Source organism: uncultured Streptococcus sp. (assembly GCF_963525625.1).
In the GTDB taxonomy this organism is placed as follows: Bacteria; Bacillota; Bacilli; order Lactobacillales; family Streptococcaceae; genus Streptococcus.
The window spans coordinates 45,531-58,237 of the sequence record NZ_CAURLD010000013.1 but is presented as its reverse complement, the minus strand read 5'-3'; the positions used below and the strand labels follow the sequence as shown (position 1 = coordinate 58,237).

Annotated in this window: 11 protein-coding genes; 8 read left to right on the top strand and 3 right to left on the bottom strand. The window is 44.3% G+C overall.

The features are described 5' to 3' along the window. Nucleotides 1-152: 152 nt before the first annotated feature. Complete coding sequence (gene fbpA, locus RYK49_RS08275; protein ID WP_314865405.1) at nucleotides 153-1,802, bottom strand: Rqc2 family fibronectin-binding protein FbpA; 1,650 nt, start codon at nucleotides 1,800-1,802, stop codon at nucleotides 153-155. A 531-nt stretch (nucleotides 1,803-2,333) separates the two neighbouring features. Between fbpA and trpX the strand changes: the two genes are divergently transcribed. The 7 genes from trpX (at nucleotide 2,334) to RYK49_RS08240 (ending at nucleotide 10,063) form a co-directional block, all read left to right on the top strand. After that, complete coding sequence (gene trpX, locus RYK49_RS08270) at nucleotides 2,334-3,341, top strand: tryptophan ABC transporter substrate-binding protein (RefSeq protein WP_314865403.1); 1,008 nt, start codon at nucleotides 2,334-2,336, stop codon at nucleotides 3,339-3,341. Between the two features lie 318 nt (nucleotides 3,342-3,659). Beyond that, a complete protein-coding gene (gene pheS / locus RYK49_RS08265) occupies nucleotides 3,660-4,709 on the top strand; it encodes a phenylalanine--tRNA ligase subunit alpha (RefSeq protein WP_002900605.1) in 1,050 nt (349 codons plus the stop codon). 45 nt (nucleotides 4,710-4,754) lie between these two features. Next, nucleotides 4,755-5,264 (top strand): GNAT family N-acetyltransferase, encoded by a 510-nt coding sequence (locus RYK49_RS08260; protein WP_314865401.1) that lies wholly within the window; start codon nucleotides 4,755-4,757, stop codon nucleotides 5,262-5,264. Between the two features lie 143 nt (nucleotides 5,265-5,407). Further along, nucleotides 5,408-5,917, top strand: a complete 510-nt coding sequence (locus RYK49_RS08255) for an N-acetyltransferase (protein WP_314831606.1) — start codon at nucleotides 5,408-5,410, stop codon at nucleotides 5,915-5,917. A 210-nt stretch (nucleotides 5,918-6,127) separates the two neighbouring features. Further along, nucleotides 6,128-8,533, top strand: a complete 2,406-nt coding sequence (gene pheT, locus RYK49_RS08250; protein WP_314831607.1) for a phenylalanine--tRNA ligase subunit beta — start codon at nucleotides 6,128-6,130, stop codon at nucleotides 8,531-8,533. Between the two features lie 159 nt (nucleotides 8,534-8,692). Beyond that, nucleotides 8,693-9,085: a YbgA family protein gene (locus RYK49_RS08245; protein WP_314831553.1), complete on the top strand. Its 393-nt coding sequence runs from the start codon at nucleotides 8,693-8,695 to the stop codon at nucleotides 9,083-9,085. Nucleotides 9,086-9,235: 150 nt separating this feature from the next. Then, on the top strand, nucleotides 9,236-10,063 hold the full coding sequence (locus RYK49_RS08240) for an alpha/beta hydrolase (RefSeq protein WP_314831554.1): 828 nt from the start codon (nucleotides 9,236-9,238) through the stop codon (nucleotides 10,061-10,063). A 122-nt stretch (nucleotides 10,064-10,185) separates the two neighbouring features. Here RYK49_RS08240 and RYK49_RS08235 read toward each other — a convergent pair whose 3' ends face one another. Together RYK49_RS08235 and RYK49_RS08230 are read right to left on the bottom strand one after the other, a co-directional pair. Then, nucleotides 10,186-11,334, bottom strand: a complete 1,149-nt coding sequence (locus tag RYK49_RS08235) for a cobalamin-independent methionine synthase II family protein (RefSeq protein WP_314831555.1) — start codon at nucleotides 11,332-11,334, stop codon at nucleotides 10,186-10,188. 131 nt (nucleotides 11,335-11,465) lie between these two features. Then, complete coding sequence (locus tag RYK49_RS08230; protein ID WP_314831556.1) at nucleotides 11,466-11,933, bottom strand: GNAT family N-acetyltransferase; 468 nt, start codon at nucleotides 11,931-11,933, stop codon at nucleotides 11,466-11,468. A gap of 234 nt (nucleotides 11,934-12,167) precedes the next feature. Here RYK49_RS08230 and RYK49_RS08225 point away from each other — a divergent pair, with 234 nt between their 5' ends. Continuing rightward, nucleotides 12,168-12,638: an SP_0198 family lipoprotein gene (locus RYK49_RS08225; RefSeq protein WP_314831557.1), complete on the top strand. Its 471-nt coding sequence runs from the start codon at nucleotides 12,168-12,170 to the stop codon at nucleotides 12,636-12,638. Nucleotides 12,639-12,707: the final 69 nt, after the last annotated feature.

Below are 12,707 nucleotides of genomic sequence, written 5' to 3'. Positions count from 1 at the left end.
CATAAAACCGTTGCTTTTTTTGGAGATAAGGGACTATTGTCCCAGACTCTTTTTTATCAAAAAATTATTGGAGTTGATGGAGATAATAGACAGCTTCAGCTATCTAATGACTATCATGCTCTTAAGTCAGCTTCATAGTTAAAGGGGATTTTTTACATTTTCATACTCTTAATCTTTTCTTCATCTGGTGTGACGCGCAGGGTTTTCTGGCCCGTATAGGTGACAAATCCTGGCTTTCCACCGGTTGGTTTGTTGAGCTTCCTAGTCTCAATCATATCTACTTGGACCAGATTAGATAGTCTGGCTTTAGAGAAGTAGGCCGCTAGCTCGGCAGCGTCTGTCTTGACTTCATCGTTGGGTTGGAGATTGCCTTTGATGACTACATGACTACCTGGAATATCCTTAGCGTGAAACCAAAGCTCATCTTTCTTGGCCATCTTAAACGTCAGCTCATCATTTTGTAGATTGTTGCGACCAACCAGGATAATGGTTTGGCCATCTGTTGCCAAATATTTCTCCGGTTTCTGTCTTTTCTGGATTTTTTCTCTCTGGCGTCGTCGGATAAAGCCAGTTTGGATTAGTTCCTCCCGAATTTCCGCAATCTCAGTCAGACTGGCCTGAGCAAGGGCTGTTTCCACGCTCTCTAGGTAGAGAATCGTAGTCCGTGTCTCCTCAATTAAGCTGGTCAGGTGTTTGACAGCTTCCTTGAGCTTCTGGTAGCGTTTAAAATAGCGCTGGGCATTTTGATTGGGGGTTAGGGCCTTGTCAAGCGAGATGATAATCTTCTCACCTGTGTAGTAATTGTCTAGCTCTACCTGGTCCTGGTCGTTGGGCACCTGATGGAGAAAGGTGGTCAAGAGTTCCCCTTTTTGGCGGAATTCTTCTGCATTCTCCGTTGCTAGGAGCTCTTCCTCTTGCTTACCTAGTTTTTTTCGGTTCTTTTCCAACTCATTTTCTACCCTGCGAATCAGCTCGCTGGCCTGCTGGTTGACCCGGTCTCGCTCAGCTTTGTCCTTATAGAAAGTGTCTAAAAGCTCGGATAACGTGGACATTTGAGTCTTGCTGTCGGAAAATAGCAGAGCAGAGAAGGATTTTTCGGTCAGGCTTGGCTGAGTCGGACTGGCAAAGAAGGCTCGGAAAGTTTTGAGCTTGTCAGCTGTCAGACGGCCACTGAGTTCAGTAGCCGTATCCCGCCCCAATCCCTGAAAAATTTGCTGCAGGCGTTTGGGCACTAAGTCTTCGGTATGCAGTATTTCAAAGAGCTTTTCATCCCCCACAGTGAAAGGATTGAGACTGCCTGTCTGAGGCGGTGTGACATAGGTTGAGCCCGGCAGGATGGTTCGATAGCTATTTTGTGAAAATCCGACGTGTTTAATGGCTTCAATAATCTTACCGCTAGCCTTGTCCAAGAGAATGATATTGCTGTGCTTGCCCATGATTTCGATGACCAGAGTCACAGCCACGCTGTCGCCGATTTCGTTCTTATTGGAAACGCTGATTTCCAAAATCCGGTCATTCTCTACCTGCTGGATAGCTTCAATGACGGCGCCCTGCAGGTATTTGCGCATCACCATGATAAAGGTATTGGGAACAGCTGGATTTTCAAAAGTGGCATCTGTCAGCTGGACGCGCCCAAAGACTGAGTGGGCTGATAGGAGCAGCTTTTGGCTTTGGCGGTTGCTGCGAATCTGTAAAACCAACTCCTGTTCAAAGGGCTGGTTAATCTTCTGAATGCGGCCGCCCAGCAATTCGCGGCGCAGCTCCTCAGTCATGTGGTGTAAAAAAAATCCGTCGAAAGACATGTTTTTCTCCTTGAAAGTTGCTACAGAAAATTATAACAAAAAACCAAACTAAAAGCTTCTAAAGTCTCGCCAAAAAGCAATTTAATTTTCGCCTATAACTGCCTCTGTAAATCAAATCCGAACATTTTATAAAAATTTTCAAAAAGGTCTTGACATCCTTTCAGGAAAAACTTAAAATATAGGAAATTGGAAAAGTAGTAGATGCATTTGTTTTTAGCGAGCTTGTGGTTGGTGGAAATAAGCAACAAATCTTTACGAAATTGGGCTAATTGATAAAATGAATTTGAAACAATAAGAATTCGGTAGGCACACCTTACAGTGCAGCTTGTTTGATGACAAGACAGAGACATGGGGAATATTAGCTATTTTCCATAATTGAGGTGGCACCGCGATTTTCGCCCTCACACAGAATACCTGTGTGAGGATTTTTTGCTGTTTATTATAAAAAATGAGGAGAATTGCCTATGTTTAAACGATGGCGTCCCTAGGGATTAAATAGGAAATTATAAAACATAGAAATGGAGAAAGAACATGAAAAATAAACGATTAGTAACTATCTTAGGCCTTTTGGCTGTTTTGGCAATCGGTGGGATTGTCTATTCTAGCTTGAACAGCAAAGGCAACACCACTAAGACTAGTGGTGACAGTCAGACAGTCAAGGTCGGCGTGCTGCAGTATGTCAGCCACCCTTCGCTGGATTTGATTTACAAGGGGATTCAGGATGGTTTGGCTGAGGAAGGCTATAAGGGAGACAAGATTAAGATTGACTTTATGAATGCTGAGGGCGATCAGAGTAAGGTCTCTACTATGAGCAAGCAGCTGGTTTCCAATGACAACGATGTGCTGATTGGGATTGCGACTCCGTCTGCTCAAGGACTGGCTGCAGCTACTAAGGACAAGCCTATTGTCATGGGAGCTATCACAGATCCAGTTGGAGCAAATCTAGTGAAAAATCTGGACCAGCCAGGTGGCAATATCACGGGTGTCTCTGACCGCAATCCAGCTAAGCAACAGCTAGAGCTGATTAAAAAATTAACTCCAGATGTCAAAACTATCGGTGCGCTCTACTCTAGCAGCGAAGACAACTCCAAAGCTCAGGTAGAAGAGTTCAAAAAATTAGCTGAAGAGGCAGGCTACAAGGTAGAGGAATACTCTGTTCCTTCAACCAATGAAATTGCTTCAACCATGAATGTCATGACTGGCAAGGTTGATGCTATCTGGATTCCAATTGACAATACCATTGCGTCAGCTTTTGCGACAGTTGTGTCCAGCAATAAAGAAGCTAAGAAACCGATTTATCCAAGTGCGACAGCCATGGTAGAAGAAGGAGGTCTTGCCTCTGTCGTTGTAGACCAGTATGACCTAGGTGTTGCGACTGGTAAAATGGCAGCTAAAGTCCTTAAAGGTGCTAAACCTGCTGACACTGCAGTAGATATTTTCGATACAGGTAAATCTGTTATCAATACCAAAAATGCCAAAGAACTTGGCATTACTGTACCAGAAGATGTTCTGAAAGAAGCAGGTCAGGTTATTAAATAGAAAGAAGGAAGTCTGTTGCTTGACAGGCTTCTTTTTCTCGATAGTCTCTTCTTGTAAATTCTTTAACTGATCTTGCGAAATGTTTAGAAATCTGTTAGAATGAAATATAACTAAATAGCAATCCGCAAGACCAGTAACCTAGGGGAAGTTTAACAGGGAGGGGAGCCATCGACTGAAAGCTCTCTAGATGAAAACTAGGCGAATTCACTTGCTCTAGGATTGATAAGTAAGGTCTGGCTTGCCAGATAAAAAACGGATGGTACCGCGTGTCAACGCTCCGCTTATGGAGGTTGGCGTGCTTTTTATTTTGGAGGGAAAATGACGAAAACGATTGAAGAACAACTAAAAAGCCTGCGTGAAGAGACTCTAGCTTCTCTCAAGCAGCTCAAGGCTGAGAATCAAAAGGAACTGCAGGATTTGCGTGTAGCAGTCTTAGGTAAAAAGGGTTCACTGACTGAAGTCCTGAAAGGGATGAAGGATATCTCAGCTGAAATGCGGCCGATTATCGGGAAGCATGTCAATGAAGCGCGTGATATTCTGACAGCAGCCTTTGAAAAGACTGCTCAAGAGATGGAAGAGCAATTAGTAGCTCTGAAACTGGCTGAGGAATCCTTGGATGTGACCCTGCCAGGCCGTCAAATTCCGGTTGGGAACCGTCATATTCTTAGCCAGACTAGTGAGGAAATCGAAGATATCTTCATCGGGATGGGCTATCAGGTCGTGGACGGCTTTGAAGTGGAGAAGGACTATTACAACTTTGAGCGGATGAATCTGCCTAAGGACCACCCAGCACGGGATATGCAGGACACTTTCTACATTACAGAGGAGATTCTGCTCAGAACACACACCAGTCCGGTGCAGGCGCGAGCTATGGATGCTCATGACTTTTCTAAAGGCCCACTCAAGATGATCTCACCAGGGCGCGTTTTCCGCCGGGATACCGATGATGCGACTCACTCCCACCAGTTCCATCAGATTGAAGGCTTGGTGGTTGGAGAAAATATTTCCATGGCAAACTTGCAAGGAACGCTGCAGCTGATTGTCCAGAAGATGTTCGGCGAAGATCGCAGTATCCGTCTGCGTCCATCTTACTTCCCATTCACAGAGCCGTCTGTTGAAGTGGATGTTTCCTGCTTTAAGTGTGGTGGTGCAGGCTGTAATGTCTGCAAGAAGACTGGCTGGATTGAGATTATGGGAGCTGGTATGGTGCATCCGCGCGTGTTGGAAATGAGCGGCATTGATGCAGAGAAATACTCTGGATTTGCCTTTGGTCTTGGCCAAGAGCGGGTAGCTATGCTCCGCTATGGTATCAACGACATTCGTGGATTCTACCAAGGAGATATTCGTTTTTCTCAGCAGTTTAAGTAGAAACCTGTATTGATAGATGCAGCTTTTTTGAGAAAGGAGTGCAGTATGCTAGTCAGAGTCAAGAAAGAGGAAGCGAGCATCCTGCGGGAGTTGGAGGTCGCGACCTATCAAGAAACCTTTGGCCCATTTATCAAGGAAGCTGATATGGCTCATTATTTTGACAATGAGCTGTCGCTTGCAACTATCGAAAAGGAGCTGGCAGATCCTGAGTCAGAGACCTATTTTGTTGTCAAAGACGGCGAAATTGCTGGTTTTCTCAAGTTTAACTGGGGACAGGCTCAAACGGAGCAAGAACAGCCACAGGCCTTTGAGGTTCAGCGAATCTATGTGTTGAAAGCCTATCATGGTCAAGGCTTGGGCAAGGAAATGTTTGAATTTGCCTTGGAAGAAGCCGAGAAACGAGGCTTTGACTGGGTCTGGCTGGGCGTCTGGGAAAAGAATTTTAGAGCTCAAGATTTTTACTTCAAATACGGCTTTGAAAAATTCAGCCAGCACGACTATATCACTGGCGAGACAGTAGATACCGACTGGCTGCTGCGCAAGAAATTGAAATAAAAAAGAAAATTTAAAGAGAGGAAATGATACGACCTAAAAGCTTTAAATTTAGATGATTTGTTGCTGAAATCAGGATTTCAGACAAATCCCTGAAATTTAGTTGGTCAAGTTCCTCAGCGATAGAATAGAGAAAGGAGTGCAGTATGCTAGTCAGAGTCAAAAAAGAAGAGGCGAACCTCCTGAGAGATGTGGAAGTTCAAACTTATCAAGAGACCTTTGGCCCCTTTTTCGGTGATGAGGACTTGGCTCATTATTTTGACAGTGAGCTGTCACTTGCAACTATCGAAAAGGAACTGGCAAATCCTGAGTCAGAGACTTATTTTGTTGTCAAAGACGGTGAAATTGCTGGTTTTCTCAAGTTTAACTGGGGACAGGCTCAGACAGAGCAGGAATTGTTTGATGCTTTTGAAGTTCAGCGAATCTATGTCTTGAAAGCCTATCATGGTCAGGGTTTGGGTAAGAAATTGTTTGAGTTTGCTTTGGAAGAAGCCAAAAAACGAGGTTTTGACTGGGTCTGGCTGGGCGTCTGGGAGAAGAACTTTAGAGCTCAGGAATTTTACTCTAAATACGGTTTTGAAAAGTTTGGTCGGCATGATTATATCACTGGTGATAGAGTAGATGCAGGCTGGCTGCTGCGCAAGAAATTAAAATAAACGAGAAAATTTAGAGAGAGAGAGGAAATGATACGACCTAAAAGTTTAAATTTAGATGATTTGGTCATTCAGATTCCTCAGCGATAGAATAGAGAAAGGAATTGAACTTGGGCTAAAAACTCGGAAAAAAGATAGATTTGCGAGCATTCATCGAATGCTTGGGTAATCTCCTATTTTTCAGTTGTTTTTGACGCCCTTGGTATCTTAAATATGCTAGTAAGTTATAAGTGGTTAAAAGAGTTAGTAGACATTGATGTGACAAGCGCTGAGCTGGCTGAGAAAATGTCAACGACAGGAATTGAAGTGGAAGGTGTGATATCACCAGCTGCTGGCCTGTCAAAAATTGTTGTTGGTGAGGTGGTATCGTGTGAGGATGTTCCTGATACTCACTTGCATGTTTGTCAAGTCAATGTCGGAGAAGAGGAGAACCGTCAGATTGTCTGTGGTGCTCCAAATGTTCGCGCAGGCATCAAGGTCATGGTAGCTCTGCCAGGTGCTCGCATTGCCGACAATTATAAGATTAAAAAAGGGAAAATCCGGGGCTTGGAGTCACTGGGTATGATCTGCTCTCTGGGTGAGCTGGGCATTTCTGATTCTGTCGTGCCAAAGGAATTTGCGGACGGCATTCAAATCCTGCCTGAAGAAGCAGTGCCAGGTGAGGAAGTCTTCTCTTATCTGTACTTGGACGATGAGATTATCGAACTTTCCATCACACCAAACCGAGCTGATGCTCTGTCTATGCGTGGGGTGGCTCATGAAGTGGCTGCCATCTATGACAAGTCAGTACATTTTAAAGATTTTCCGCTGGTGGAAAATGAAAAGCAAGCAGCTGACAGCCTTTCAGTAGCCCTTGAGACAGAGAAAGCCTCTTACTACGCAGCTCGTATCTTGGAAAATGTCACCATTGCCCCAAGTCCTCAGTGGCTGCAAAATCTCCTCATGAACGAAGGAATCCGTCCGATTAACAATGTAGTGGACGTGACCAACTATATCCTGCTCTACTTTGGTCAGCCCATGCATGCCTTTGATTTGGATACGTTTGAGGGTGACCAGATTGTTGTGCGGGAAGCGCGTGCTGGTGAAAAACTGGTAACGCTGGACGGTGAAGAGCGGGAGCTGGAAGTCAGCGACCTAGTCATTACTGTGGCGGATAAGCCAGTTGCTCTGGCTGGTGTCATGGGCGGAGCAGCGACTGAAATTTCCGGTAAGTCCACTCGTGTTGTTCTGGAGGCGGCTGTTTTTGATGGAAAATCAATCCGCAAGACCAGCGGTCGCCTTAACCTGCGATCAGAATCATCTTCCCGCTTTGAAAAAGGCATCAATGTAGCAACTGTCAATGAAGCTTTGGACGCGGCAGCAAGTATGATTGCGGACTTGGCAGGTGCAACAGTTCAGGCTGGTATCGTATCCGCTGGCAGCTTAGACACTAGTGATGTAGAAGTGGTGTCTAGTCTCGCGGATGTCAACCGAGTTTTGGGAACAGATTTACTTTATACAGATATTGTGGATGTCTTCCGCAGACTTGGCTTTGGCTTGTCAGGAAATGCTGAACAGTTCACTGTCAGTGTCCCTCGCCGTCGCTGGGATATTTCAATTGAAGCGGATCTCTATGAAGAAATTGCCCGCATTTACGGCTATGACAAATTGCCAGCTAGCCTGCCAAAAGATGACGGGACTGCCGGTGAATTGACTGCAACGCAGCATCTGCGCCGTCAAGTACGGACCTTAGCAGAAGGAGCTGGGCTGACAGAAATCATAACCTATGCTTTGACGACGCCAGAAAAGGCGGTTGAGTTCACTCTCAATCCTAGTAACTTGACTGAGCTCATGTGGCCGATGACAGTGGAGCGCTCCGTTCTTCGTCAGAACATGGTCTCTGGCATTTTGGACTCCCTAGCTTACAATGTAGCTCGTAAAAATAAGAATCTAGCTCTCTATGAGATTGGTAAAGTCTTTGAGCAGACTGGCAATCCTAAGGAAGAACTGCCAAATGAAATCAATAGCTTTTCCTTTGCTTTGACAGGTCTGGTTAATGAAAAAGACTTCCAGACCAAGCCAGTAGCAGTTGATTTCTTCTATGCTAAGGGTGTAGTGGAAGCACTCTTTGCTAAGTTGGGCTTGACAGCTGAATACGCGGCTAGCAACCAGATTAAGAGTTTGCATCCTGGTCGGACTGCTTTGATCTCTATCAATGGACAGCCTGTCGGCTTTGTCGGCCAAGTCCATCCTGCGACAGCCAAGGCTTACGATATTCCCGAAACTTATGTGGCTGAACTCAACCTGTCTGCTATCGAAGAGCAGATCCAGCCAGCACAGCCATTTACAGAAATCACTAAATTCCCAGCTGTCAGCCGTGATGTGGCCCTCTTGCTCAAGGATGAAATCACTCACCAAGAGGTTCTTGATGCAATCCAAGCAGCTGGTGTTAAGCGCTTGACCGATATTAAGCTCTTTGATATCTTCTCTGGGGACAAGCTGGGTGTCGGCCTCAAATCTATGGCCTACAGCCTGACTTTCCAAAATCCAGAAGCCAGCCTGACTGACGAAGAAGTGGCTAAATACATGGAAAAAATCGAAAAATCCCTGACCGAAAAACTCGGCGCAGAGGTACGTTAATGAACTATTCCCCAGTCATGTGATTGGGGATTTTGATTCATACTCTTCTAAAACCTATTCAAATCATTGTTGATTTGCTTTCTATCTTACTAGGATGCGAGCAGTGAAGCAGATGAAATGAGAAGTATTCGAAATTGAAAATCAGTAGGAAAAGTAATCATGGAAAATGTAAACCAAATCTCCCAATGTCAGACTCTTTGGGCTAGAAATAAATATCTGGTTCTCAGTCATTCTAGTAAGATCTATCTGGAAATCCGCCAATATCTAAAAAGCGACTCGGTAGAAGCAGCACGTGTTCAAGACTTGATTGACCAGGCGGTAGCCCTGCCTGAAAATCGCGGTCAGGTCAGCAATGCCTTTCAGCATGTTTGGGGCTATTTTAAGAAAAAAGTCAGTACAACTGAAAAAGAAGATTTTATGCATCTTTTGCTTCGTTACCAATCCGGTCAGGCTGAGCAGAAAGACTTGGTAAGAGCTGTAAGGAACCTGCTAGTCAAGTATCCCAATCCTTATCTGCAGAAATCCACTTTGTTATTTGGTGATGAGGCATGAAGTTCTGAAATCAAGGGGGAAGAATAAGCTTGCTCGCCTAGTAGCTTTGAGGGGTGTAGATGATAAAAATAATTTGTTAGGCTCATAAACAATATTATTTTGACTAGTTTCGATAAAGAATCCACCTTGAGCAAAACGTGTCTTTAAGGTATGATTGGAGAAAAAATGTTTTTTACTTATCAGGGAAATAAATTATATTATAAAGTGATTGGTCAAGGAAAGCCAGTCTTGGCAATTCATGGTTTGGGCTGTTCATCTGAATTGATGGAAGGATGTTTGGAACCCATTTTTGAGAAACATGCTGACTATAAAAGGATTTATTTAGATTTACCTGGCATGGGTAGGTCTGATGCCAATCCTGCTTTTGCAAGTGCGGATGCGATTTTAGAGATGATCTTGAACTTTATAGAGACTGTAATCAGCGGACACTCCTTTCTCTTAGCTGGAGAGTCTTATGGTGGCTATCTTGCTAGAGGGGTTTTGGCTAAGAAAAGGTCGGAGATTGATGGTTTGCTGCTTATTTGTCCAGTAGTTGTACCCAATCCGCAAGAAAGAATTCTGCCAAAAGACAGCCTGCTAATTAGAGAGGTTGGGTTTGATATAGCAGGCAAAAGCGAAGATTTCGTTGATTTAGCGATTTTACAGACTAAAGAAACTTATCAACGGTTTGAAAAAGAAATCCTAGCAGGGCTTCAGATGATGAATGCTCCCTTTGTCCAAAAGCTGCAAGAAAACTATTCTTTTTCGTTTGAAGTGGATCAAGAGATACAGGAAAAGGGCTATGACGAGCCCAGCCTTTTTATAGCAGGAAAGCAGGACCAAGTCGTGGGCTTCGAGCAGTTAGCGCAACTGTCTCACTATTATACAAGGGCAACTCATGCTGTAATGGATCTTGCTGGTCACAATGCACAGATAGATCAAGAGGCTCTCTTTACGGCCTTGGTTGAAAATTGGCTCAAGCGAATTGAACTTTCCTGATACTAAAAGATTTAATATGTTGAACAGATGCAGATGAAACTGGAGTTCATCAAAGAAATCTAATTCAGCCCAAAATTGATTTTAAAAGCATTGAAAAAAGCGGTCATACCGCTTTTCTTTGCTTATTCTCCCCAGAATTTCTGGGCGATTTCTTGGCCTTGTTTGATTTTGGCCCACTGTTGCTCAATGGTGAGTTCGTTTCCAGAGTCACAAGAGGCGAAGCCGCATTGGTGGGAGAGCAGGAGACGCTCTTTCGGTAGAACTGTTGCTGCTTTCTCGAGGAGGTCTAGGACACGCTTTTCATCATCCAAGCCTGTCGTTTTACTAGAGAGCAGTCCTAAAACAACTTCCGTATCCTTGTCTTTCAAAGCTGCTAGGGCTGATACATCACCAGCTACATCGCTGTCCCACTCTAGGAAGTAGCGATCATAGTGTTGGTCGCGCAGGAATTTTTCCGCGATAGCTTCGTAGGTACCCTCGGCAGCAGAGCGGCTTTCGTAGTTACCACGGCAGTTGTGGGTCCAAACAGTCAGTCCTAGCTCATGAGCGTAGTCTACGACTTCATTGTTGATGGCGACAAACTCGTCTGCCAGGTCAGCCAGACTAGCATTGCCCTCCGCAAAGAAGCTGGCAGGATTGGACTCGTCAAAAAGCTCCCAGAGACAGTCGTCAAACTGGATAATATGTCCGCCAGCAGCCTTATAGTCGTCCAAAAATTCCTTGTAGGCCTGAATCAAGCCTTTTTTCAAATCTTCATTGGTCTCATAAACTTGTCCTGGTCCCGCCAAGCGGTCAAAGACAGCTAACTCAGTATAAGCATGGGCAGGTCCCCAGACAGTCAGCTTGGTATCTTGGCCAGCAGCCTCATCCTTGACTAGCTTATAAATCTCGATAAAGTGATGATTTTTACCAGAGAGTGGTGCTGTGATGCGGATACCAATATCTTTCCGAGTCTCATATTGCCCGCCGTCGTGGTCCTTGAAGGTATAGCCGCGGTCAGCAATGTAGCGCTCAATTCCCTTAAGTCCCCGGACAAAGTCCAGATGCCACATGGACTTGGAGTATTCTCCATCTGTCAGGATGTCAATACCCTTAGCCTTTTGCTCAGCGATAATCTCCTTGATGTCAGCTGTCTCCGTCTCATGGTAGCCTGGGAAGCTTTCGTAGAAGGGGTATTGAATATCATCGCGGTGCTCAATTTCGGTTTTATACTGGCGCAGATTTTCTGGGCGCAGAAGTGATCCAACCAGTTGGAATTTTGATTTTGTCATAAGATTTCTCACTTTCATTACCTATTACTATCTATTGTATCGAAAATTTCTAGGCAAATAAAATAGTTAATTCTGCTGGTAGGGTATATCCGAAAACTATTGCTAGCGCTTCCTGAAATTGTTCTCTCAAATTAAAGTATCTTCTCCATTACAGTTTCCTGAGCCTGAAGCCCTAATCGCTCATAGAAATGCAGGGCTCCGACATTGTCGTTCCAAACATTGAGAGTCAGATTATAGCAGCCGATTTCCCGAGCATAGTCTTCCGCAAAGCGGTAAAGCTTCTCGCCAACCTTTTGCCCTCTGGCTTTCTCATCTACACATAAATCCTCAATAAAAAGTGTCTTGATGGGATTGAGCACAGGACTGACAGGCTGCTTGATGGAGCAGAAGAGGTGACCGAGGATTTCTCTGGATTCACTTTCAAAGACGAAAATAGGAGTGGACTCTTGTCCCAGAATCTTCTCTAGCTCTTCATTGTTAAATTTGCTTCCCTGGTCTTTAAAAATATCTGGCCGAGCTTGATGATGAACCAGCAGGACTTGCTGGAGGAGTTCTTGTAGTGCAAGAATATCACTGACTTGAGCTTTTCTGATTGGCATAATTTTCTCCATTCATCTTTTATAGAATCATTATAAGATAGTGAACTATTTTGTCAAGAGAGCTCGGAAAGATTAACAGAACAAGCAGCGTCTGAATATAAAAATCCAGTCAAAGCGATTCATTTCTGCAAGGTGTATTTTCCTTATAATAAAAACTGCTTTTTCTTGACAAATGAAACAGACAAGTGTAGAATATAAGTATAAACTACAAATGTAGAAAAAGGAGAAAAGGATATGACTATTACAAAAAAAGCCTTTATCGGAATTCTATCTCTGACAGCAGCAGTTCTATTAGCTGCTTGCTCAGGCAATACTAACCAAGGAGGGAATACTAGTTCATCACAGAATACACAAGGCCAAACATCACAATCTGCGCAAAATCAGACTTCGCAGTCATCAGCCGCATCATCCTCTAATCAGCCTTCGTCATCATCAAATGCAGGGCAGGCTACTAATCTAGACGGGCGCTACCAAGCAACCGACCATGATGGTGACCAGCATGTCCTGGAAATCAATGGTACGACTGGTACTTGGACTGAGACTGAGGTCGATGGCAGTAAGGAAATCAAGCAGGTACAAGTAGATAGTGCTAATCAAAGACTGATTGTCGGTGATGATGTCAAAAGTTACCGTCAAAATGGCAATCAGCTGATTGTGGACGAATTGGATGATGCTCCAGACACTCTGACCTTTACCAAGCAGTAAAGCGCTTTTCATTCTGCTCAGGACAACAGGATGAGCAGTGAGAAAATCTAACTAGGAAACTCTGAGAAA

Bases quoted from the DNA above. Each gene is read 5' to 3' on its own strand.
- fbpA (WP_314865405.1), bottom strand. From the start codon at position 1,802: ATGTCTTTCGACGGATTTTTTTTACACCACATGACTGAGGAGCTGCGC.
- trpX (WP_314865403.1), top strand. From the start codon at position 2,334: ATGAAAAATAAACGATTAGTAACTATCTTAGGCCTTTTGGCTGTTTTG.
- pheS (WP_002900605.1), top strand. From the start codon at position 3,660: ATGACGAAAACGATTGAAGAACAACTAAAAAGCCTGCGTGAAGAGACT.
- RYK49_RS08260 (WP_314865401.1), top strand. From the start codon at position 4,755: ATGCTAGTCAGAGTCAAGAAAGAGGAAGCGAGCATCCTGCGGGAGTTG.
- RYK49_RS08255 (WP_314831606.1), top strand. From the start codon at position 5,408: ATGCTAGTCAGAGTCAAAAAAGAAGAGGCGAACCTCCTGAGAGATGTG.
- pheT (WP_314831607.1), top strand. From the start codon at position 6,128: ATGCTAGTAAGTTATAAGTGGTTAAAAGAGTTAGTAGACATTGATGTG.
- RYK49_RS08245 (WP_314831553.1), top strand. From the start codon at position 8,693: ATGGAAAATGTAAACCAAATCTCCCAATGTCAGACTCTTTGGGCTAGA.
- RYK49_RS08240 (WP_314831554.1), top strand. From the start codon at position 9,236: ATGATTGGAGAAAAAATGTTTTTTACTTATCAGGGAAATAAATTATAT.
- RYK49_RS08235 (WP_314831555.1), bottom strand. From the start codon at position 11,334: ATGACAAAATCAAAATTCCAACTGGTTGGATCACTTCTGCGCCCAGAA.
- RYK49_RS08230 (WP_314831556.1), bottom strand. From the start codon at position 11,933: ATGCCAATCAGAAAAGCTCAAGTCAGTGATATTCTTGCACTACAAGAA.
- RYK49_RS08225 (WP_314831557.1), top strand. From the start codon at position 12,168: ATGACTATTACAAAAAAAGCCTTTATCGGAATTCTATCTCTGACAGCA.